Below are 22,015 nucleotides of genomic sequence, written 5' to 3' on the forward strand. Positions count from 1 at the left end.
CTTTCGTCGGGGTCGCGGAGTCGAGATGTCGAGGGGAGGAGCCGTCAACGCAGGTCGCTGCGACGGATCTTGCCTGTCTGGGTTTTCGGGAGGTCGGTGATGATGTGCACCAGCCGCGGCCGCTTGTACGCGGCGAGCCGGTCGCGGGCGAACGCGACGAGTTCGTCCTCGGTGGCGGTCGCGCCCTTGCGGAGCGAGACGTAGGCCACCACCGATTCGCCCTGGTAGTCGTCGGGTTGCCCGACGACGGCGGCCTCGTGCACGGCCGGGTGTTCGTAGAGGGTGTCCTCGACCTCACGGGGCCACACCTTGTACCCGGACACGTTGATCTGATCCTTGAGCCGGTCGACGAGGTACACCCACCCCGCCTCGTCGATGATCGCGACGTCCCCGGTGCGCAACCGTCCGCCGGGCAGTGTGTCCCGGGAGGCGTCCGGGTTGCGCCAGTAGCCCGAAACAACCTGCGGTCCGGCGATTTCCAGTTCGCCCGCGGTGTGGGGCGGAACAGGGTCACCATTCGGGTCGACGGCGCGGATGTCCACCCGGGGCAGCGGGAGACCGATGGACAGTGAGCCACTCGACGGGTCGACCGGCGCCCGCAGGCCGGGTGGCACCGCAATCACTCCGGCCGTCGTCTCGGTCATCCCGTACGCGTTGTGGATGTACTTGCCGAATCGGGCTTCGAACTTCTCCACGGTGGCAGGCGGGATGGGCGCGCCGCCCGAGTAGAGGGTCTTGACCGAGGCGAAGTGGTCCGCGCTCACGCCCGGAACCTCGGACAGCGCGTTGAACACGGTGATCGAGCCGATCGTGTAGGTCACCCGGTGCTCCACGAGCGTCTCCAGTGCGACGGCCGCGTTGAACCTGTTCGCGAAGACGAGCAGGCAGTCCCGGACGAGGGCGACACCCGCATTGAGCACGGCGCCGGTGATGTGGAACAGGGGAGCGACGGCGAACACGACGTCCCCGTCGACGACGCCGGCGCACTCACCGAAGTCGAGTGCGGTGGCCAGCACGTTCGCGTGGGAGTTGAGCGCGCCCTTCGGTGGGCCGGTGGTCCCGGAGGTGTAGGTGAGCAGCGCGAGGTCGTCCCCGCCGAGTTCGACCAGGGGAGGCCGCCTGCCGCGAAAGCGCGCGAGGAGTTCGACGAGGTCGCCGTCGGCCGCCGGCGTGGCGCGCGTGGTGGACTCGAACACCCGCGGATCGTTGCGGGTCTGGAAATCGAGGGCGCTGGTGCTGATCGAGAATCGCACGCTGCTGCCTCGCAGGGTCTCCGCCGTGGCCGCGGCGCTCACGTCTTCGCAGAGGATGCCGATCGGCTCCGCATCGTCGACGAGGCGGCGGAGTTCGTTTCCGCGGTACATCGGATTGAGCACCAGCGCTGCTGCGCAGACCTTCCACAGCGCCAGCAGAGCGAGGACGTACTGCGGCACATTCTGCAGGTAGATGCCCACCCGGTCACCGCGCCCGACGCCCCACTCGCTCAGCGCGACGGCGACGGCGTCCGACAGGTCGTCGACCTCACGGGCAGTGAGGACACCATCGAAATAGGCCACGGCCGGGTGATCGGGATACGCCTGCACGCGCGCCTGCCACGCGTCGAGCGTGGTCGCCACGGGTGGCTCCTGGATTCCGTCGTTGATGAACGTCGACGACACCGCATGTCCTTTCTCCGGCTCGGTCCGAACGGGATGTCCGAATTCGAGCGGCCGACCGATCACTCGCTCGGTCGGTGTGGGCAAGTGTTGTGTGTCACATGAGGTGTGTCAAGTCGGGGCCCCGCCCGCCGCCCGGAGGAAGCCGGGGTTGCCGTGACGACCTCGGTGACGGTTGCCACTCATATTTCCGTCTGGCAATATGAGGCTATGAGCGCCTACGCCGCCCTGGCCGAGCCGCACCGCAGACAGATTCTCGACCTGCTGCGTGAGGGTGAGCGGCCCGCCGGAGAACTGGTGGAGCGCATCGCGCTCAGTCAGCCCGGCGTGTCCAAGCACCTCAAGGTACTGCGCGAGGCCGGGCTCGTCGTGGTGCGCGTGGACGGCAAGCAACGTCTGTACGCGCTGCGCCCAGAACCCCTCGCCGAGGTCGACCAGTGGCTGGAGCCGTACCGCGCGTACTGGTCGAGGCGCCTCGACGCCCTCGAACGACACCTGGAGGAGAACCCATGACCGACGGAACCCTGGAGACGATCGACGGCCGCCCGGCGCTGCGCTTCGAGCGCACGCTCGCCCACTCGATCGAACGCGTGTGGCGGGCGGTCAGCGTGCCGGCAGAGCTCGAGCGCTGGTTTCCCGCCGCCGCCGAGTGGACACCGGCGACAGGGGAGACCTTCGAGGCCTACGGCGCGACCGGCGAGGTGACCGAGGTCGATGAACCCCATCGGCTGGCGTGGACCTTCGGCGGTGAGCGGTACAGCTTCGATCTGACCGCTGAGGGCGACGGATGCCGGCTGATCTTCATCCATGTCTTCGGCGACCGTGCGATCGCAGCGCAGACCGCGGCCGGCTGGGAGACCTACTTCGCGCGGCTCGAGCCTCATCTCGCAGGCGGGTACCTCTCCGAGGCGGAGGCGCACGGGTCGTGGGACCGGTGGGAGGAACTTCACGAGCGCTACGCCGAGCGCTTCGGCGTCGACCCGACGCCGGGACGGAAATTCCTGGAGGCGCAGCGCGCCGGCCAATGACGTCCGGTAGACCCTCTGCCGAAACGGCGCTCGTCCAGCAGTTCCAGCCTGCACCGGACGCGCTCCGGGAGAGACCGGGTGCCGCCTCTCACGACGACGGGAGCGACGAACACCTGGCACGCGTCGACCAACCCGGCCGCGAAGGCGTGGGAGGCGAGCCCGGGGTTGCTGTCCGGGTGTGATCCGGATCAGCGTGTCACGTCCAGTGCGTCGACGTCGACGCCTGCTGCCGGAAGCAGGTGATAGAAAGCGCGTTCGCAGAGATCGATCATGTCCGTGCGGTCCATGGTCGGCTCGTCGAGCCACGACAGCACGATCTCCTCCATGAACGCCTGCCAGCCCGAGATCGCGGCCTCGAGCGCGGGTGTCGTCGGCACCCCGAACTCGGCCAGCGACGCGCCTATCCAGCGGGTGAACGTGCGCCGCATGCCGCGGTAGATCTGCCGCATCCGCTCGTCGCCACTACCGGCCATCCGCATGACCGCCAGGTAGATGGTGGGGTGCTCGATCACCGCGTCCGCGAACGTTTCGACGCCGGCTCGGAGCTGCCCGGACACGGGGAGCGTCGCGTCGGGTGTCATCCGGCGTTGCAATTCGGAGGCCGAGGTCTCGAGGACGGCGTTGCGAAAACCCTGCTTGTTCTTGAAGTAGTGGAACAGCAGGGGCGGGGAGACGCCCGCCTCGGCCGCCACCTGGTCCATCGACAGGTCGTCGAACGGCACCGTCTCGAGAAGCCGGACGGCCACGTCGAGGATCTGCGCGCGCCGATCTTCGGGAGAGCGGGGTGCGGCGGCCACCCCTGCACTCTATTGAGGAACGCTCTAGCCGTCCATTGACTTTTACTCAACGGGATACGTAACCTCGGGTTACACATACCGAGTGTGAGGAGCGCAACAATGTCGGATTTCGATGTCGTCGTCAATGGTGGGCTGTGGTTCGACGGGACCGGATCCGCGCCCCGGCGGCGCAATCTCGGCATCCGCGACGGTGTCGTCGTCCGCGCATCGATCCGTCCGCTGCCCGTCGGGCCCGACACCGAGATCATCGATGCGGCAGGCAAATGGGTAGTCCCCGGGTTCGTGGACGTGCACACCCACTACGACGCGGAGGTGCTCGTCAGCCCCGGACTACCGGAATCGGTGCGACACGGCGTGACCACCGTCGTCCTCGGAAACTGCTCCCTGTCCACCGTGTACTCGACGCCGCGTGAATGCGCCGACCTGTTCAGCCGGGTCGAGGCCGTGCCACACGACTCCGTGCTCAGGATCCTGGACGAGAACAAGATCTGGCAGAGCCCGGCGGAGTACGTCGAGGCACTCGAATCGCTGCCGCTCGGCCCCAATATCGCCGGTTTCATCGGGCACTCCGACATCCGCACCCACGTGCTCGGCCTCGGCCGGGGCACCGACAAGCGGACCAAGCCGAGCGCCCGCGAACTCGAGCGGATGGGCGCGATGCTCACCGAGGCCGTGGACGCCGGCTTCCTCGGCCTGTCCTCGATGACAAATGCGCTCGACAAGATCGACGGCGACGAATACCGTTCGCGCTCATTGCCGTCCACGTATGCGCGGTGGAAGGAGTTCCGCTTCCTCAACCGCATCCTGCGCGAGCGAGGCAAGATCCTGCAGAGCGCGCCGACGATCAACCTGCACCCCAACATCGCGGGATTCTTCGCGGAGAGTTCGGGTCTGGGACGACGCAAGCCCCTCAAGACGTCGCTGCTGTCGGCCGCGGACTCGAAGGCCTACCCGCCGATCGTGTACTTCATGCTCGCCGCGGCGCCCCTGCTGAACCGCATCGCCAAGACCGACTTCAAGTGGCAGCACCTTCCGGTGCCGTTCACCGTCTACGCGGACGGCATCGACCTCGTGGTGTTCGAGGAGTTCGGCGCCGGCGCGGCGGCACTGCATCTCAAGGACCAGGTGGAGCGAAACGCCCTGCTGCAGGACGAGTCCTACCGACGCCGGTTCCGCAAGGACTACGACAACAAGTTCAGCCCCCGCATCTGGCACCGCAATTTCTACGACGCGGTGATCGTCGGGTGCCCCGACGAGGCGCTGATCGGCAAGACGTTCGGCGCGGTGGGCGACCTGCGTGGCGTCCACCCGGTCGACGCGTATCTCGATCTCGTCGTGAAGTACGGCACCGATCTGCGGTGGCGGACCACCATCGCCAACCATCGTCCCAAGTTCGCGAAGAAGCTCGCGGCCAGTTCCGGCGTACAGATGGGATTCGGCGACGCAGGTGCGCACCTGCGCAACATGGCGTTCTACAACTATCCGATCCGGTTGCTGAAGAAGGTCAAGGACGCGCAATCCGACCGCAAACCGTTCCTGTCCGTCGAGCGTGCCGTCCACCGGCTGACGGGCGAGCTGGCCGACTGGTACGGCATCGATGCCGGCCACCTGCGCGAAGGGGACCGCGCCGACCTCGTCGTCATCGATCCGGCGGGTCTCGACGCGACGGTGGACGGATTGTTCGAGGCCGAGGTCCCCGAGTACGGCGGTCTGCGCCGGATGGTGAACCGCAGTGACGGCGCGGCGGTCGCGACGGTGATCAACGGCAGGCTCGTCTACCGCGACGGGGAGTTCACCGGCGGGTTCGGCGCCACCAAGACAGGACGGTTCCTCCGCGCCGGAGCGTCGGCCGCAGACCACAGCGAGCGTGAGCCGGCCGTCCGATGAGCGGCACGGAACGGATCGGCACGTTCACCCGGGACGGGCTCGTGTTCGACGTTCGCGACGAGGGTCCGATCGACGGCACGCCGGTGGTGCTGTTACATGGATTTCCGCAGGACTCGCGGTCGTGGGACGAACTGGCGCCGCTGCTGCACCGGCGGGGATTTCGCACCCTCGCGCCGGACCAGCGCGGCTATTCGGCCGGGGCCCGGCCCCGCGCCCGCTGGGCGTACCGCACCGCGGAACTGGTCGCGGACGTCGTCGCGCTCATCGACCAGGCGGGCCTCGGGCCGGCGCATGTCGTCGGGCACGACTGGGGCGCGGCGGTGGCCTGGGGTATCGCGGCGGAACGGCCCGACCGGGTTCGCACGCTCACGGCGCTGTCGGTGCCGCATCCGGCGGCGTTCGTGCGGGCGATGCTCACCAGTCGCCAGATCCTGAAGTCCTGGTACATGTTCGCGTTCCAGCTGCCGTGGATTCCGGAGCGGCTGATCACCCCGGACGGTTACGGCTACCGGGCACTGCTCGCCAGCGGCCAGTCTGCGGACGGGGCGAAGCGCGACCTGGAGCCCATGCGCGACCGGACGCGGGCCCGGGGCGCCCTGAACTGGTATCGGGCCATGCCGTTCACCGCACCCCGTTCGGCCTCCCGGAAGGTCCGGGTGCCCACGCTCTTCGTGTGGAGCGACGGCGACACGGCGATCGGGCCGGTAGGTCCCGAGCTGACCGCACGCTTCGTCGACGGCCCGTACACCTACGAGGTGTTCCGCGGCGTGAGCCATTGGATTCCGGACGAGGCGGCCGAGCGCGTCGACGAACTACTCGGCAACCACCTGCTCGATGAGTCGTGACGCCGATCGGTCCGTCCGCGCCCCGTCGCCGGGCGGTACTGATCGGCTGTCCGCTGTCGGTGAACGCCGCTCCGTCCGGGTGCGTCGTCTGGAAGACTCCGACGGTATGGAAGCTCAGCGCAGACTGACGCTGGTGACAGCCGCTCCCGAGCAATCACGGGAGGAGCCGCTGGTGCGTGAGCTGTACGGGCGAGTGCTCCGCGAGGCCCGCCGGGACCAGGATCGGAGCCTCGAGGACGTCGCCGCCGCCGTCGGCATGTCGAAGCAGTACCTCTCCGAGATCGAACGCGGGAAGAAGGAGCCGTCGTCGGAAATGCTGCGCGCGGTGTGCGGCGCGCTCGGTCTGCCGGTGGAACACCTGCTGTTCCGGTCCGGGCGCCGGCTCGGCGCGGCGAACCGGAACCCGGCGACCAGGAGCGTGAACCGGCAGGTGCCCACGCTGCTCGCCGCGTAGCGTCCTCTGTCAGGCCGCGACGAGCGTGTCGGCCAGGCCGTACTCGATGGCCTCCTCGGCTGTGAAGATGCGGTCCCGGTCGGTGTCCCGCCGCAGGCGTTCGACGGTCTGACCGGTGTGTTTGCTCAGGATCGCCTCGGTCTGCGAACGGACCCGCATGATTTCCGCGGCCTGGAGCGCCAGGTCGGAGATCGTGCCGTTGCCCTGTGTCGACGGCTGGTGCAGCAGCGTCCGGGAATGGGCCAGGACGTGGCGGTGTCCCTTGGTTCCGGCCGCCAGGAGCACGGCGGCGGCGGACGCGGCCTGACCCATGCAGTACGTGGCGATGGTCGGTCGGAGGAACTGCATCGTGTCGTAGATCGCGAGCATCGCGGTCGTGGAGCCGCCGGGCGAATTGATGTACAGACCGATCTCCTGATCGGAACTGTCCGCCTGGAGGTGGAGTAGCTGTGCCATCACGACATTGGCGACTCCGTCGTCGATCTCGGTGCCCAGGAAGACGATCCGCTCGTTCAGCAGTCGGCTGAAGATGTCGAACGACCGCTCGCCTGCCGGGGTGCGCTCGATGACGTGGGGAATGGTGTATTGGGACATGGCTTCACAATCCAATTCTCGGGGCGGTGGTGTGCGGGGCGATCTCGGCGAACGAGGACACGACGCGGTCGACGATCCCGTAGTCGCGGGCTTCGTCGGCGGTGAACCACCGGTCCCGGTCGCTGTCCTCGGCGATCTGCTCGACCGGATGCCCCGTCTCGGCGGCGAGGATCTCCTGCGACTGTCGTTTCATCCGTTCGAGGCTCTCGGCCTGGATGGCGATGTCGACGGCGGTGCCGCCGATGCCGGCCGAGGGCTGGTGCATCATGATGCGGCTGTGCGCCAGACTGATCCGTTTGCCGTGGGTGCCCGAGCACAGCAGTACCTGGCCCATGCTGGCGGCGAAACCCATGGCGACGGTCACCACGTCGTTGGGAACGAGCTTCATCGTGTCGTAGATGGCCAGGCCGGCGAAGACGGAGCCGCCCGGGGAATTGATGTACAGCACGATGTCGCGTTTGGGGTCGGCGGCCGCGAGCAGCACCAGTTCGGAGCAGGCCCGCTCGGCCATGGCGTCGTCCACCTCGCCGGTGAGGAGGATCGTGCGCTGACGAAATAGTCTGTCCGCCAACAGGTCGCGGTAGTTCAGGTCGGGTAGTGCGGCTGTGGTCATGCCTCCATTACTACCGCCGCGCCGGCGCCGGACCGGCACTTGTCTGCTGTGGGCAGACGACCCGTGCCGGGGAGGTTCCGAACCCCCGGCGACGGCGGGGCGCCCACCCCGGGAAGTGACGCAGATCGCATACGCGGCGACACTCCGGTGTCGACCGCGGTGAACTGGGCGTTCGTGATTCGACGTGACCGCGAGGAGTCCGAGGGGTGAACGACTCACCACGGGCAGGTGAACGTTCGAAACAGACCGCTCGGACAGTGGAATTGCCCGCGCGCGAAGGCGAAGTCGCTGGTTAGGGTGCCCTCATGCACGTTCTGTTCATCTGCAGCGGGAACGTCTGCCGCTCGCCGATCGCAGAGCGGCTGACGCACGCGTTCGCGCTTGCCCACGACCTGCCGCACCTCACCGCGGAGAGCGCCGGCGTCCGAGCCCTCGTGGGCTTTCCGATCGAACCCGTCGCCGCCCGCGTCATCGAAGGCCTCGGCGCGAGCGCCGACGGATTCCGAGCGCGCCGCCTTCGGCCCGAGATGATCAAACGCGCCGACCTCGTCCTCGCGATGACCGAGCAGATCCGGGACCGTTCGATGGAACTGCTCCTCGGGACGAGCCACTGCACGTTCACGCTTCGCGAGGCCCGCCGGATCGCCACCGACACCGGTGCCCGCACCGTCGCCGAACTCGCCATCGCGCGAAGGGAGTACGGCCCCATCGACGACGCGAACATCAGCGACCCCGTCGGCCTCGGCGAGGCGGCGTTCACGCACGTGGGAGATCGGATCGCCGCCGAACTGATGCCGCTGCTCGACGCACTCGACCTCGGCAGCGGCACGAAGATGCGGGAACCCGAACCAGAGCCCGAACCCGAGCCCGAACCAGAGCCCGAACCCGAGCCCGTACCGCTGCCGTCCCCGGTCGTCCACCTGCCGCTGTCGCCCAGGCCGCTGATCGCGGCGCGGGCGGCGTCGTCGATCCTCGACTATCCCGTCAGCTGGTCGCGCTGAACTGATAGTTGGCGAATCTCTCGTCCACCTGCTCGGCCGTCAGTCCGAATTCCTCGAGCGTGTACTTGTGCGAGGGGCGGCGGTCGCCGCTGCGACTTTCGGCGTGCATCGCCTCCATCGCCGACTGGGCCGAGGAGCTGAGATCGAGCCCGAAGTGCGTGTAGACCCCTTCGACGGTGCCGAGGGGATCGGCCACGAAATCGTGGTAGTCGACGTCGATGAACTGAGCGGGGTCGTGCCGGGTGCGCGCCGCGGTGAACTGCTCGAGCCCCCGGGCCCACAGCTCGAGCTGGCTCTCACCGATGACGCTGCCCCGGAACTTCTCCGACCACCCTTCCGTCGCCTGTTCCGCCAGGCTGCACACCGACGGGACGATCGTGCGCGGCGGCCGGTGGGTCTGGATGATCAGGGCGTCCGGATAGACGGCGAGCAACTCGTCGAGCGCGAACAGGTGGCTGGGGTTCTTCAGCACCCAGCGGCGGTCCCGGTCGGGAAGCCCGATCAGCTGCAGGTTCTTCTTGTGTCGCTGATAGGCGTTGGTCCAGTCCTGGCCTTCCAGCCAGCGGGAGTACGTCGGGAGAGACGCCAGGCACTCGTAGGAGATCGACTTGAACGTCTGCCGCAGCAGCTGCCAGCACTCCTCGACCTCGCTCGCCGACATGTAGTGCACGCCCATGAATTCGGGGCGTTCGATGTGGTGACGGCTGAAGCCCTCCTCGATCTTCTGGAACACGGGATTCGATTCCCAGGTCTCGCGCGGCGGCCGGGGCTGGGGCATCTCGGTCAGCCACATCTCCAGGCCCTGATGCGACGGGTCCGCGGTGAGCAGCCGGTGCAGCGCCGTCGTTCCCGTGCGGGGGAGCCCGGTGACGAAGATCGGCCGCTCGATCCGCACGTCCGCGTGCTCGGGGTGCTGCTTCCACGCCGCCTCGCTCAGCAGCCGCGCCACCAGGGCGCCGCGGAGGAACACCCGCGACACCTTGCTTCCGAGCGGGGTCAGTTGCTCGTCGACGTGGTAGGAGTCCAGCAGGACGCCGAGGGCCTCGGTGTAGTCGTCCACGCCGAAGTCGGTGAGGCCGGTCAGGCGGGTGGCCGAGGCGTGAAGGTCCTCGACCGTGCCGACGGTGGTGCGCTCGCTCATGATGCTCCGGTTCTCGTCGCTAGTGATGGAATTCGCCGCAGTTGACGTCGAGGCACTGGCCGGTCACGGCGCTCGCCAGCGGTGAGGCCAGGAAGATCACGGCGTCGGCCACTTCCTCGGTGGTGGGGAGCCTCTTCAGGTCGGTGTTCGCGGCGGTGTGTTCGTAGATCTGCTCGACGGTCGTCCCGTACTTCTCGGCCTGGTGCGTGAAGTACTGCTTCAGCGTGTCTCCCCAGATGTAGCCGGGGGCAACGGAATTGACGCGGATTCCCTGCGGTCCCAGTTCCGTGGCGAGCGACTGCGACGTCGCGAGCAGGGCGGATTTGGCCATCTTGTAGCTGCCGTACCGTTCCTGGGAGTGCCGGAGCACCATCGAGTTGATGTTCACCACCGCTCCGTTCGCGTCGGCGAGTGCGGGGGTGAACAGCTGGGTCAGCCGCAGCGCCCCGAGCACGGTCAGCTCGAAACTGCTGCGGATGTGGTCGAATTCCGTGCGGGCCAGCGGTTTCATCGACGGAACCGAGAACGCGTTGTTGATCAGCACGTCGACTTTGCCGTACGCGTCGACGGCCGCGGACGCCAGATTCTCGGCAGAGGCCTGATCCGTGATGTCGGTCGGGACGGTCACCGCGCGGCGGCCGACGGCGATGATCTCCTTGGCCACCTCGTCGAGACGCGATGCGGTGCGGGCGGCCAGCACCACGTCCGCGCCGGCGTCGGCGCAGCGGACGGCGAGGGTGCGGCCCAGGGCCGGTCCGACGCCGGAGATGACGACCACCCTGTCCTGCAGGAGTTGCGGAGTAGTCATGGCGCTCACCCCAGCATCCGGTCCGCGACCGCGGCCTGGCGTGTGGCGATGCGTGCGGCGAAGTCCTCGGGTGAGATCTTGTTGGAGTCGTAGTACGGCAGCGCCCGATGGATCTCGTCGAACTTCACGACCTCGATGCGGGGCCCGTCGTCCGGGGTCAGTTCACGGGAGACGCGTTGCCAGCGGAACTGCAGGTACCCGCGGAGGTGCCCGACGGTGGCGATCCAGTTGGCCACGCCGGGGTTGCGCTCGCTGACGACGAGACGGATGTGGTCGTCCGGATCCACCTGCGACTGGGCGACGTTCAGCGAGGTCTGGTGATTGACGTAATCGAGGGAGATGTACCACATGCTGCCCAGCTGAAAACCCTGGTAGGGCACATCGGCTTTCGGGACGGTGATGATGATCGCCTCGTCGTCGGCGAGTTCGTAGTGCCCGACGGACGAGTACTGCGTGGCGAGGCCGCCCGGCGTCAGCCGCGGTTCGGTCATCGTGTTCACCGGCAGGTTCAGGTAGAACCACTCCGGGAACTGCAGCCACGTCTTCACCCGGGAGACCAGGGCTCTGCCGGCACGGGCGTAACGCTTCTCGACGGCTTCCCGGGTGAGCGGCCCCGGGGCCGTGCCCGTCGTATCCGCCCTGGCGATGCGGATGGTGCCGCGCTGCTGGCTCCAGTCGCTGTACACCTCCCGGACCACCAGTTGCGACGAACCCGGCGCGAGGGTGAAGTAGTTGCGCCTGCCTGCGCTCTCGTCGGGGCCGAATCGCACCTCGAACGAGCCGTCGGGGGCGATGTCGATCTCCCGGTCGTCGAACGCGGTGACGCTGCCGGGAACGTGTGCGGCCGTGTAGTTTCCGCTCAGCACCTGGAAGCTCAGGTCCGCCGTGGTGCCGCGCCGCCCGGTGACCACGTATTCGACGTCGTCGTTGATCCGCGCGCCGAAGTACAGCGTGTCGGGGTTGTCGAGGCCCATCTTCATGTACGGGCCGGTGCCCGATATGAACGTCGGGTGCGACCGTTCGGTGGCCCAGGCCGCGTGCGTCGTGGCGAGAATGCCGCCGGCGAGGTACTGGTAGCCCTCCAGCAGATCCTGCTCGGTGCGGATGTGGGGGGCGCTTTCGATCAGTTTCTCGGCCTCGGCCATGGCGTCGGCGAATGGGTCGGTCAGCACACCGTGCTCCTCACGATGGGGGTGGTACAAATATGTACCTGCGTGGTAGAACGTTGATGCACCGACAATAGAACGTGTTCTAAGGAGTGGTCAATGGGGCACGACGACGAGGCGCCCGACCGGGCGCAGGGCCGACGGTCGCCGCCCACCGAGCGTGTGGTGCAGGTGCTCGACTTCCTGGTGGCGCGCAAGGAGCACCGCTTCGGTTTGTCGGAGCTGGCCCGGCAACTCGACATCAGCAAGCCCACCTGCCTGGGAATTCTCACGGAACTGGCCCGCGGCGGCTATCTCGTCCGGGATCCCGCCACGAAGACGTACGGCCTCGGGCCCGCCCTCATCGCGGCCGGCCGCGCGGCGCAGCAAGGATTCGCGGCCGGGCCGGTGGCACGCAGGCACCTCGCCGTGCTCAGTGAGGAATTCCGGACGACGTGCACGGCGTCGGCGGTGGTCGGCGACCGGATCGCCGTCCTGGAGCTGACGAGTCCGCCGGGTGTGCGGGCCGCCGCCAAGGTCGGGGAGATGTACCCGTTCGCGCCGCCCGTCGGCCTGATGTACGTGCTGTGGGACGGCGACGACGCGCTGCAGTCGTGGTTGCGGCGGGAGCCGACCCTGCCGGTGCGCCTCGACCGCGACCGGTTGCGCACGGTGGTGGACGAGTGCTCCCGGACCGGGTATCTCGTGGAGACGCTCACTCCGGTCGGCCAGCGCCTGCACACGCTCATGGCCGGCGTCGCCGCGCACGACCTGCCGCCGGAGTTGCGTGACGTGCTCGGCGAGATGGTGTCCAGCCTGGGGGAGCGGGTGTACCTGGACGCCGAACATGCGGACCCCGCCGCGCCGCACCCCGTCAGTCTCATCGCCGCGCCGACATACGACGCCGAGGGTCATCAGGCCATGGTTCTGACGCTCTATGTGGGCGCCGAACTCGCGCCGTCTGACATCGCGCGGCGGGGCAAGGCTCTCGCTGCGGCCGCGGACGCGATCACCGCGGAGGTGGGCGGCCGCCGGCCGCGGTGACACAGGGGCATTGACCACAATCTGAAACACGTTCTATTCTCGGAGGTGCAATCATTTTCGACCGAGCTGGTCCAAATATGGACCAGTGACCGGTAAGGCACTCGCGACGAGGAGTCGCCCATGACCGCACCGCCCGTGTACGAGTTGTCCCACCTCGGCGCACTCGAAGCCGAAGCCGTGCACATCTTCCGAGAAGTGGCCGCCACGTTCGAGCGTCCGGTTCTGCTGTTCTCCGGCGGCAAGGACTCGGTGGTCATGCTCCACGTGGCCGCCAAGGCGTTCTGGCCGGCACCTCTCCCGTTCGCCGTCATGCACGTCGACACCGGCCACAACTTCGACGAGGTCATCGAATTCCGCGACCGGACCGTCCAACACCTCGACCTGCGGATGGTGGTGTCCAGCGTGCAGGACGACATCGACGCCGGCCGCGTCAGCGAGGAGACGGGTCCGCGGGCCAGCCGCAACCGGCTCCAGACCACGGCGCTGCTGCGCGGGATCCGGGACAACGGTTTCGACGCCGTCTTCGGCGGCGCCCGCCGCGACGAGGAGAAGGCCCGCGCGAAGGAGCGGGTGTTCAGCTTCCGCGACGAGTTCGGGCAGTGGGATCCGCGGGCCCAACGCCCGGAGCTGTGGAGCCTCTACAACGGCAGGCACCGCAAGGGGGAGCACATCCGGGTGTTCCCGCTGTCCAACTGGACCGAACTCGACATCTGGCAGTACATCAGCGAGGAGAAGATCGAACTGCCGCCCCTGTACTATGCGCACCGCAGGGAGGTCGTGCCGCGCGACGGAATGCTGTTGGCGCACACCCGGTTCCTGACCCTGCTCCCCGGTGACGAGCCGTACGAGGCCCTCGTCCGATTCCGGACCGTCGGCGACGCCACGTGCACGGGCTGCGTCGAATCGTCGGCAACCACCGCCGAGGCCGTGGTCACCGAGGTCGCCGCGAGCAGGGTGACCGAGCGTGGGGCGACCCGGGCCGACGACCGGATCTCCGAGGCCGGCATGGAAGACCGCAAGAAGGAAGGGTACTTCTGATGCCGCAGCTACTCCGGGTCGCGACCGCGGGCAGCGTCGACGACGGCAAGTCCACCCTGATCGGCCGGCTGCTGTACGACTCGAAGGCGATCTTCGAGGATCAGCTCGAGGCGGTCGAACGCACCAGCCGCGAGCGGGGCGACGAGCACGCCGACCTGGCACTGCTCACCGACGGTCTGCGCGCCGAACGCGAACAGGGCATCACCATCGACGTCGCGCACCGCTACTTCGCCACACCGAACCGCAAGTTCATCATCGCGGACACGCCGGGGCACGAGCAGTACACCCGGAACATGGTGACCGGCGCGTCCACCGCCGACTTGGCCCTGATCCTCGTCGACGCCCGCAAGGGGATCCTCGAGCAGACGCGCCGCCACGCGTTCATCGCCAGCCTCCTCGGAATTCCCCACCTCGTGCTGTGCGTCAACAAGATGGATCTCGTCGGGTGGTCCGAGGATCGGTTCGAGGAGATCAAGGAGGAGTTCCGGCAGTTCGCGATCAAACTCGAGGTCCACGACCTCACGTTCATCCCGGTGTCGGCACTGCGCGGCGACAACATCGCGCAACGCACCGTCAACATGCCGTGGTACGAGGGCGCGTCGCTGCTGCACTACCTCGAGCAGGTCCACGTGGCATCCGACCGCAACCTCATCGACGCGCGGTTCCCGGTGCAGTACGTGGTCCGGCCGCAGCGCCGGACCGATTCCGCGCTGCACGATTTCCGTGGGTACGCGGGCACGGTCGCCAGCGGCGTGTTCAAGCCGGGCGACGAGGTGGTGGTACTGCCGTCCGGATTCACCTCCACCGTCAGCGCCATCTGGGGTCCCGGCGGAACCCGCCTCGACGAGGCGTTCGCACCGTCGGCGGTGTGCGTGCAGCTCGCCGACCAGCTGGACGTGAGCCGCGGAGACGTGCTGTGCCGCCCCAACAACCGTCCGCTCGTCGGGCAGGAGCTCGACGCGATGGTCTGCTGGTTCAGCGAACAGTCCTCGCTGACGCCGGACGCGCGGTACACGCTGCTGCACACCACCCGCGCCACCAGGGCGTCCGTCGTGCGGCTCGACTACCGCCTCGACGTGAACACCCTGCATCGCGACGAGTCCGCACAGTCGCTCTCGCTCAACGAGATCGGCCGTATCCAGTTGAGGACGTCGCAGCCGCTGATGTTCGACCCGTACCGCCGCAACCACGTGACGGGCAGTTTCATCCTCGTCGACGAGTCGACCCACAACACCGTCGCCGCCGGCATGATCACCGGGCCGACGCTGTCGCGTTCGAAGGTGGTGTGGCACGCCGCGGCCGTCTCGCGGGACGAGCGGGCGACGCGGGGTCGCACGGTGTGGCTGACGGGACTGTCGGCGTCGGGAAAGTCGACGGTCGCGGTGGAACTCGAGCGACGCCTGGTCGCGGCCGGGGTGCCCGCCTACCGGCTGGACGGCGACAACCTGCGTCACGGTCTCAACGCCGACCTCGGTTTCAGTGCCGAGGACCGCGCCGAGAACGTGCGCCGCGTCGGCGCCGTGGCACAACTGCTCGCCGACTCCGGGGTGGTCGCGATCGCGTCGCTGATCAGCCCGTACCGCGCCGACCGGGACCGCGTCCGGGAGCAGCACCGGGCTGCCGGCCTCGATTTCGTCGAGGTGTTCGTCGACACGCCGGTGGAGCAGTGCGAGGCGCGGGACCCGAAGGGCATGTACGCGAAAGCCCGCGCGGGGGAGATCACCGGATTCACCGGGGTCGACGACCCGTACGAGGCCCCGGAGAACGCCGAACTCGTCCTCCGGCCCGGGGACGGCACGCCGACCGAACAAGCCGAGAGAATTATGGAATTGTTGAGACGTGATCACTGACGCACGACTCGCGGCCGACATCGCCTCCGGTGCCGGTGCCCTGCTGCTGGACATCCGCACCGCGGGACTCGGATCGGCGGACGGTCGTGAACTGGGCAGGCGCGGCGACGTCGCCGCCGACGCGTTCATTCTCGGCAAGCTCTCCGCGGAGCGACCCGACGACGCGATCCTCTCCGAGGAGTCGGCCGACGACCGGTCGCGCCTGGAGAGTTCCCGGGTGTGGATCATCGACCCGCTCGACGGTTCCAAGGAGTACGGACTGCCCGGTCACTCGGACTGGGCGGTGCACGTCGCGCTGTGGGAACGCGGTCGGGGGATCACGGCGGCAGCGGTCGCGCAACCGGCGCTGGGCGCGGTGTATGCCAGTGACGACGACAGCCACGCGGTGCATACCGAACAACTCCCGGCACGGCCCCGGATCGTCGTGTCCGCCAGCAGGCCGCCTGCCTTCGTCGACGCCGTCGCGACGGAGATCGGCGCCGAGGTCACCACCATGGGTTCGGCCGGAGCGAAGGCGATGGCCGTGCTCCGCGGAGACGTGGACGCCTACATCCACGCGGGCGGTCAGTGGGAATGGGACTCGGCCGCGCCCGTCGGCGTCGCCGAGGCTGCGGGCCTGCACTGCTCGCGGATCGACGGAACCCCGTTGGACTACAACGAGTCCCACCCGTACCTGCCCGACCTCCTGATCTGCCGGCCGGAGCTGGCTCGGCCGCTGCTCGCCGCGATCGCGACACATGCCACCGACACGGCCGACAGCGGCCGGGTCGCGATGGCCCGGGCCTATATCGATGCACTGGTCAGCCACGACGCCACCAAGGTGCGTCTCGCGGACAACGCCTGGCGGGTGGAGAACGGGCAGCACACGGGCGAATCGGGGGCGTTCATCCGGGACGAACTCGAGAACGGCCTGCAGTATCAGGCCATCCAGGCCGTGCGCGAACTCTCCTTCCACGAGTGGGGCGACAACGTGGTGGCCCGGTTCGTGCTCGACCTCGGGGCCACGCCCGCCGAGGTGACGTCCGTCCGGATCACGGAACATTTCGACATCCCGGCCGGGGCGATCCAGTCCGTCATGGCCATCATCGAACCGTCCGCGATCGAAAGGGAGAACCGATGACCCCGGATCAACTGGTCACCCAATTCTGTGCCGAGTGGATCGAGCCCGATCCGGCGAAGATCGCGGAGTATTTCGCGGAAGACGCCGTCTACCACAATATTCCGATGGAACCCGTCATCGGGCGTGACGCGATCCGTGAGTTCGTCGCCGGCTTCATCGCGGCCTTCGGCGGAATCGACTTCCGGGTGCACCGGCAGGTCACCGACGGCGGGCAGAGTCCCAACGCCGAGGAATCGAGCGGCGTGGTGATGAACGAGCGGATCGACGTGTTCACGCTGAACGGCAACGTCGTCGAACTGCCCGTCGTCGGCGTCTTCGAGATCACCGACGGCAAGATCACCACCTGGCGCGACTACTTCGACATGGCGCCGATCCAGGCTGCTGCCGGCGGTGGATAGCGGCCCGATGATCGCCGTCCCGGCCGGGCAGGTCACGCTGTCGGATCGGCGAACCACCCGCAGCTGGAGCGTCGAGCTGAATGCCTTCGAGATCGCCGTCCACCCTGTGACGCAGGGAGAGTACGCCGAGATCACCGGCGAGTGGCCGGGCACGACGCGGGGAACGCGGCTGCCGGTCGACGGAGTGTCGTGGCGGGACGCGATCCTGTTCTGCAACACCCTGTCCGAGCGCGGCGGGCTCGCCGCCGCCTATCGCGTGACCGGCGACGACGTCGTGTGGGACACCACGGCCGACGGGTACCGGCTTCCGGCCGAGGCGGAGTGGGAACGCGCCTGCCGGGCGGGCACCACGGGTCCGCGGTACGGCCCGCTCGACGCGATCGCGTGGTACCGCGGCAACTCCGACGGCCGGTCGCGGGACGTGGGCGGGAAGCAGCCGAACGCCTGGGGCCTGCACGACACCCTGGGCAATGTGTGGGAGTGGTGCTGGGATCTGTACGACCCCGAGGTGTACGGCACGTACCGGGTGCTGCGCGGCGGTGGGTGGTTCGACGAGCACTGGAGTTGCCGTGCCTCCGTGCGTCGGCGCAGTCACCCGACCTATCACATCGACGACGTCGGATTCCGTCTCGCCCGGGGCGTATTCACTCCTGACTAAATGTTGACGTCAGGTTCAAGTTAGCTCTACGCTGAGCTCGGGAGTATGACGACGGTCACACCCGGAGAGGGCGAGTCTGCATGAGCCAGATCAACACGGTCCGCGGACCGATCGACAGCGCCGAACTCGGACGCACCTACATGCACGAGCACGTGTTCGTGCTGACGCCCGACGTGCAGCAGAACTACCCGGACGAGTGGGGGAGCGAGGACGAGCGGGTCGCCGACGCCGTCACCAAACTGCGCGCGCTGGCGGAGCAGGGTGTCCGGACCATCGTCGACCCCACCGTCGTCGGCCTCGGCCGGTACATTCCGCGCATCCAGCGGGTCGCGGAACAGCTACCCGAGCTGAACATCGTTGCGGCAACGGGGCTGTACACCTACGACGACGTGCCGTTCTTCTTCCACTACCGCGGTCCGGCGCTGGATGCGATCGTCGGTGCCGAGGTCCCCGACCCGATGGTGGACATGTTCGTGAAGGACATCGAAGAGGGGATCGGCGACACCGGGGTCCGCGCGGGACTGCTCAAGTGCGCGATCGACCACCAGGGGCCCACGCCCGGTGTCGAGCGGGTGATGCGGGCCGTCGCGAAGGCACATCGGCGCACCGGCGTGCCCATCACCGTGCACACCCACCCCGGTAGCGAGGCCGGAGTGCACGTCAAACGCGTGATGTGCGACGAGGAGGGCGTACGGCCGGACCGGATCGTGCTCGGGCACAGCGGAGACAGCACCGACATCGAGCATCTGACCAGCCTCGCCGAGGCCGGCTTCGTCCTCGGAATGGACCGGTTCGGGATCAACCTCGAGACGACGTTCGAGGCCCGTGCCGACACGCTCGTCGAGATGTGCCGCCGGGGATTCGCGGGGCAGATGGTCCTGTCGCAGGACGCCTCCTGCTACATCGACTGGATCGACCCCGCCCTGATGTCCGCGCTCCCGCAGTGGCACTACCTGCACATCGAGAACGACGTGCTGCCCTACGTCCGCGAGCGGGGTGTCACCGAGAAGATGATCACCGAGATGCTGGTCGAGGTGCCTCGGCGATACTTCGAGAACGTCGACCCCTACTGACATGTCGCGCCCGCGAATCGCACCCACACCCCCGGTCACGGCCCGGGGCGTCCGCACCCGAGATCGTCTCGTCGCCGCCGCCCGGGTCGTGTTCGAGCGCGAGGGGTACCTCGACGCCCGTCTCGTCGACATCAGCAAGGAGGCCGGACTCTCGACCGGATCGTTCTACACCTACTTCACCAACAAGGAGGAGGCGTTCGCGGCGGTCGTCGAGGTGACGCAGAACGACCTGCTGCATCCGGGCATGGGACGGGTCGCGGACGAAGGCGACGTGCACGCGGTGGTGGAGGCGAGCATCCGCGCCTACCTGCACGCGTGCCGCCGGAATGCGCGACTGCTGGCCCTGCTCGAGCAGGTCGCGCACGTCGACCCCGCATTCCGTGAACTGGAACGCTCACGGGACGAGACGTTCTACCGCCGCAACGCGCGGGCGATCGCCGATCTGCAGGACCGCGGTCTCGCCGACGCGTCGCTCGACCCGATGCTGACGTCGAAGGCGTTGTCCGCCATGGTCGGAAGGATGGCCTACAGCTATTTCGTCGGACCGCCGAGCGAGCGGAGATCGCTCACGTTCGAGCAGTTGACCGCCGGACTCGCGCGGATGTGGACGAACGCGCTACGCGTCCCCGACCGCATGTGAGGAGCTGTCAGTAGCCGGGTGCGTGGAGGATGCGCAGAACGAGGTCGGCGTTGATGTCGCCCAACTCCTCCGGTGTGAATTCGCCGTCGGGGCTGTACCACCGGCAGATGTCCACCGCGAGCGACATGATCGCCAGAACCGCGACGCGGGGGTCGGGGATCAGGAACACCCCCTGATCGATCCCGTTCTGCACCTCCCGGATTGCCGCCACCCGGATCTGGAGCCGGGTCTCGGCGACCACCTCGCGGTGTTCGGGGTCGAGATGCCTGCTCTCGTACTGGGCGATGCGGGCGCGGCGGAAGTTCCGGGCGTGCATGATGCTGAACTCGCGGACCAGTGCCCGGACACGGTCGATGGGGTCGGTGAACGGTGCCACGGCCTCCAGCACCAGCGCGAGCGCGCGTTCGTTCGACCGGCGGACGAGCTGGAACAGCAGATCCTCCTTGGAGGGGAAGTGCACGTACATCGCGGAGGGGCTCATGCCGGCCATGGTGGAGATGTCCCTCGTGCGGGTGGCTTCGAAACCCTTGTCGGAGAACAGTGTCGTCGCCGCCCGGAGCAGGCGTTCCTCGGATGTCGGCGGACCCGGGCTCGGCTCCTCGGTCGCGGACACGTCGTCTCGCAGTTCGGTCATCGGTGGTCCTCTCCGCCGTTTCGAGCTTCGTCCGCACCGGCGGATCCGGCAAGATCAATCCCCTCGAGTGATTGACATCACACAGCTATTCAAACACACTAAGCAAGCGCTCACTGACTTGAAGTTGGCGTCATGTTCTGAAAAGTCTCATTCCCACATCCATACGAAGACCTATCTCGAGGAGTGATCGGATGACTACATCCGCGGTGCAGCCGAGTAAGGACGCAGCCGGCGACACAGCCGTCTCGCGCAAGCGTGCGCATCGGAAACTGCTTGCGGCGGGGCTCGTCGGCAGCTCGATCGAGTGGTACGACTTCTTCCTGTACGGAACCGCTGCGGCACTGGTCTTTCCCCACGTCTTCTTCCCCGACTCGTCGGCGTTGATGGGCACCCTGCTCTCGTTCAGCACGTTCTGGGCGGGTTTCGTCGCACGCCCACTCGGCGGCCTCGTGGCCGGGCACTTCGGCGACAAGTACGGCCGCAAGCCGGCCGTCGTCACCTGCCTGCTGTTCATGGGACTGGCGACGTTCCTCATCGGCTGCCTTCCGGGTGCCGCGACCATCGGCGTCGCGGCCCCGATCCTGCTGGTGGCCCTGCGGTTCGTCCAGGGCCTCGCCTGCGGTGGTCAATGGGGCGGGATCGTCCTGCTGCTGACCGAATCGGCGAGCCCGAAGCGCCGGGGATTCTCCGGGACCTTCGGCCAGATGGGCGTCTCCTTCGGCGTCCTGCTCGGCAACCTCGTGTTCCTCGGCGCCACCGCGGCGATCTCGAACGAGGCGTTCCTCAGCTGGGGCTGGCGGATCCCGTTCTTAGCGAGCGCACTGCTGTTCCCGGTCGTGCTCTACATCCAGACCAAGGTCGAGGACACCCCCGAATTCCGGGACCTGCAGGAGGAGGCGCAGAAGAAGAACAAGACCGTCGTCCGCGCACCGCTGACGGAGGCGATCAAGGAACACTGGCGCAAGATCCTGCTCGGCTGCGGCCTGCTCGCGGCCACCAACTCCCTGTTCTACATCTCCATCGCCGGCGTGCTCAGCTACGGCACCGCGGAACTGGGAATGAAGCGCAACGACCTGCTCGCGATCTCGCTGCTCAGCGCCGGACTCACGGTCGGTGTCGTGCTGTGGTCCGGGCACATGTCCGACAAGATCGGGCGCAGGCCGATGATCCTGATCGGCGCGGCGATGATCATCGTGTGGGCGTTCCCGTACTTCTGGCTGATCAACACCCGGAACCTGCTGCTGTTCTTCATCGCCGTCACGGTCGGCAGCGTCTTCCAGTCCATGACCTACGGGCCGATCGCCGCATACATGGGTGAACTGTTCGCGCCCAACGTCCGGTACTCGGCGGCGTCCCTCGCGTACCAGCTGGCGGCGATCACGGTGAGCGGCGGCACTCCGTTCATCATGACCGCGCTGATTGCCAAGACCGGAACCACCACGTTCGTCGCCGTCTTCGTCGCACTGATGGGGCTGGTCACGTTCCTCTGCGCGTGGAAGCTCCGCGAGACCAACACCGCCGAGGTCCGGAACGATCCCACCGCCGTACCCGGCGCCCAGTTCTACTAGCCGGGACTACCGGGCGGCGTGGGG

The 22,015-nt window shown here is 67.8% G+C and carries 23 protein-coding genes; 15 read left to right on the top strand and 8 right to left on the bottom strand.

Translation table 11 applies throughout. The features are described 5' to 3' along the window. Nucleotides 1-44 precede the first annotated feature (44 nt). A complete protein-coding gene (locus tag QM693_RS23185; RefSeq protein WP_283353544.1) occupies nt 45-1,658 on the bottom strand; it encodes a class I adenylate-forming enzyme family protein in 1,614 nt (537 codons plus the stop codon). 207 nt (nt 1,659-1,865) lie between these two features. Between QM693_RS23185 and QM693_RS23190 the strand changes: the two genes are divergently transcribed. Together QM693_RS23190 and QM693_RS23195 are read left to right on the top strand one after the other, a co-directional pair. Further along, entirely contained in the window at nt 1,866-2,168 is a 303-nt protein-coding gene (locus QM693_RS23190) for an ArsR/SmtB family transcription factor (RefSeq protein ID WP_280783645.1), read from the top strand. Continuing rightward, nucleotides 2,165-2,683 (top strand): SRPBCC domain-containing protein, encoded by a 519-nt coding sequence (locus tag QM693_RS23195; protein WP_283335881.1) that lies wholly within the window; start codon nt 2,165-2,167, stop codon nt 2,681-2,683. Before QM693_RS23190 ends, QM693_RS23195 begins: the two co-directional genes overlap by 4 nt. A gap of 188 nt (nt 2,684-2,871) precedes the next feature. Here QM693_RS23195 and QM693_RS23200 read toward each other — a convergent pair whose 3' ends face one another. Next, nucleotides 2,872-3,480: a TetR/AcrR family transcriptional regulator gene (locus tag QM693_RS23200; protein ID WP_283335882.1), complete on the bottom strand. Its 609-nt coding sequence runs from the start codon at nt 3,478-3,480 to the stop codon at nt 2,872-2,874. Between the two features lie 99 nt (nt 3,481-3,579). On the opposite strand from QM693_RS23200, the gene QM693_RS23205 reads away from it, so the two are divergent. The 3 genes from QM693_RS23205 (at nt 3,580) to QM693_RS23215 (ending at nt 6,666) form a co-directional block, all read left to right on the top strand. Next, a complete protein-coding gene (locus tag QM693_RS23205) occupies nt 3,580-5,367 on the top strand; it encodes an N-acyl-D-amino-acid deacylase family protein (RefSeq protein WP_283335883.1) in 1,788 nt (595 codons plus the stop codon). Beyond that, nucleotides 5,364-6,212, top strand: a complete 849-nt coding sequence (locus QM693_RS23210) for an alpha/beta fold hydrolase (RefSeq protein WP_280783641.1) — start codon at nt 5,364-5,366, stop codon at nt 6,210-6,212. Before QM693_RS23205 ends, QM693_RS23210 begins: the two co-directional genes overlap by 4 nt. 106 nt (nt 6,213-6,318) lie before the next feature. Next, entirely contained in the window at nt 6,319-6,666 is a 348-nt protein-coding gene (locus QM693_RS23215; protein WP_280783710.1) for a helix-turn-helix domain-containing protein, read from the top strand. A gap of 9 nt (nt 6,667-6,675) precedes the next feature. On the opposite strand, the gene QM693_RS23220 is transcribed toward QM693_RS23215, so the two are convergent. Then, nucleotides 6,676-7,260, bottom strand: coding sequence for an ATP-dependent Clp protease proteolytic subunit (locus QM693_RS23220; RefSeq protein ID WP_005264590.1), 585 nt, complete (start codon nt 7,258-7,260; stop codon nt 6,676-6,678). A 4-nt stretch (nt 7,261-7,264) separates the two neighbouring features. After that, nucleotides 7,265-7,873, bottom strand: a complete 609-nt coding sequence (locus QM693_RS23225) for a ClpP family protease (protein ID WP_005568279.1) — start codon at nt 7,871-7,873, stop codon at nt 7,265-7,267. Nucleotides 7,874-8,178: 305 nt separating this feature from the next. Here QM693_RS23225 and QM693_RS23230 point away from each other — a divergent pair, with 305 nt between their 5' ends. After that, nucleotides 8,179-8,874, top strand: coding sequence for an arsenate reductase/protein-tyrosine-phosphatase family protein (locus tag QM693_RS23230; protein ID WP_283353545.1), 696 nt, complete (start codon nt 8,179-8,181; stop codon nt 8,872-8,874). Here the strand turns inward: QM693_RS23230 and QM693_RS23235 are convergent. Genes QM693_RS23235 through QM693_RS23245 form a run of 3 tightly spaced genes read right to left on the bottom strand, consistent with a single transcriptional unit; the run spans nt 8,858 to nt 11,995 of the window. Then, nucleotides 8,858-10,015, bottom strand: coding sequence for a sulfotransferase family protein (locus tag QM693_RS23235; RefSeq protein ID WP_283353546.1), 1,158 nt, complete (start codon nt 10,013-10,015; stop codon nt 8,858-8,860). The genes QM693_RS23230 and QM693_RS23235 overlap by 17 nt on opposite strands. 19 nt (nt 10,016-10,034) lie before the next feature. Continuing rightward, nucleotides 10,035-10,823, bottom strand: coding sequence for an SDR family oxidoreductase (locus QM693_RS23240; RefSeq protein WP_283353547.1), 789 nt, complete (start codon nt 10,821-10,823; stop codon nt 10,035-10,037). 5 nt (nt 10,824-10,828) lie between these two features. Further along, the gene (locus QM693_RS23245; protein WP_283353548.1) at nt 10,829-11,995 is read right to left on the bottom strand and encodes a hypothetical protein; all 1,167 of its coding nucleotides are present in this window, start codon (nt 11,993-11,995) and stop codon (nt 10,829-10,831) included. Between the two features lie 93 nt (nt 11,996-12,088). Here QM693_RS23245 and QM693_RS23250 point away from each other — a divergent pair, with 93 nt between their 5' ends. From QM693_RS23250 to QM693_RS23285, 8 genes are all read left to right on the top strand, one after another. Further along, the gene (locus tag QM693_RS23250) at nt 12,089-13,012 is read left to right on the top strand and encodes a helix-turn-helix domain-containing protein (protein WP_105423101.1); all 924 of its coding nucleotides are present in this window, start codon (nt 12,089-12,091) and stop codon (nt 13,010-13,012) included. A gap of 120 nt (nt 13,013-13,132) precedes the next feature. After that, on the top strand, nt 13,133-14,050 hold the full coding sequence (gene cysD / locus QM693_RS23255; RefSeq protein WP_283353549.1) for a sulfate adenylyltransferase subunit CysD: 918 nt from the start codon (nt 13,133-13,135) through the stop codon (nt 14,048-14,050). Further along, nucleotides 14,050-15,900, top strand: a complete 1,851-nt coding sequence (gene cysC / locus QM693_RS23260; RefSeq protein WP_283353550.1) for an adenylyl-sulfate kinase — start codon at nt 14,050-14,052, stop codon at nt 15,898-15,900. Before cysD ends, cysC begins: the two co-directional genes overlap by 1 nt. Then, a complete protein-coding gene (locus QM693_RS23265) occupies nt 15,890-17,020 on the top strand; it encodes a 3'(2'),5'-bisphosphate nucleotidase CysQ (RefSeq protein WP_283353551.1) in 1,131 nt (376 codons plus the stop codon). Before cysC ends, QM693_RS23265 begins: the two co-directional genes overlap by 11 nt. Further along, entirely contained in the window at nt 17,017-17,418 is a 402-nt protein-coding gene (locus QM693_RS23270; RefSeq protein WP_005252906.1) for a nuclear transport factor 2 family protein, read from the top strand. The genes QM693_RS23265 and QM693_RS23270 overlap by 4 nt, the downstream gene beginning before the upstream one ends. A gap of 7 nt (nt 17,419-17,425) precedes the next feature. Beyond that, nucleotides 17,426-18,076 (top strand): formylglycine-generating enzyme family protein, encoded by a 651-nt coding sequence (locus QM693_RS23275; protein WP_283353552.1) that lies wholly within the window; start codon nt 17,426-17,428, stop codon nt 18,074-18,076. Nucleotides 18,077-18,156: 80 nt separating this feature from the next. Continuing rightward, entirely contained in the window at nt 18,157-19,149 is a 993-nt protein-coding gene (locus QM693_RS23280) for a phosphotriesterase family protein (protein WP_283335890.1), read from the top strand. 1 nt (nt 19,150) lies between these two features. Next, a complete protein-coding gene (locus QM693_RS23285) occupies nt 19,151-19,789 on the top strand; it encodes a TetR/AcrR family transcriptional regulator (protein ID WP_283335891.1) in 639 nt (212 codons plus the stop codon). 7 nt (nt 19,790-19,796) lie between these two features. On the opposite strand, the gene QM693_RS23290 is transcribed toward QM693_RS23285, so the two are convergent. Next, the gene (locus QM693_RS23290; RefSeq protein WP_283335892.1) at nt 19,797-20,423 is read right to left on the bottom strand and encodes a TetR/AcrR family transcriptional regulator; all 627 of its coding nucleotides are present in this window, start codon (nt 20,421-20,423) and stop codon (nt 19,797-19,799) included. 191 nt (nt 20,424-20,614) lie between these two features. Here QM693_RS23290 and QM693_RS23295 point away from each other — a divergent pair, with 191 nt between their 5' ends. Continuing rightward, nucleotides 20,615-21,991 (top strand): MFS transporter, encoded by a 1,377-nt coding sequence (locus tag QM693_RS23295; RefSeq protein WP_280783629.1) that lies wholly within the window; start codon nt 20,615-20,617, stop codon nt 21,989-21,991. The last annotated feature ends 24 nt before the right edge of the window (nt 21,992-22,015 follow it).

Source organism: Rhodococcus sp. IEGM 1305 (assembly GCF_030058635.1).
Taxonomy (GTDB): Bacteria; Actinomycetota; Actinomycetes; order Mycobacteriales; family Mycobacteriaceae; genus Rhodococcus_F; species Rhodococcus_F opacus_D.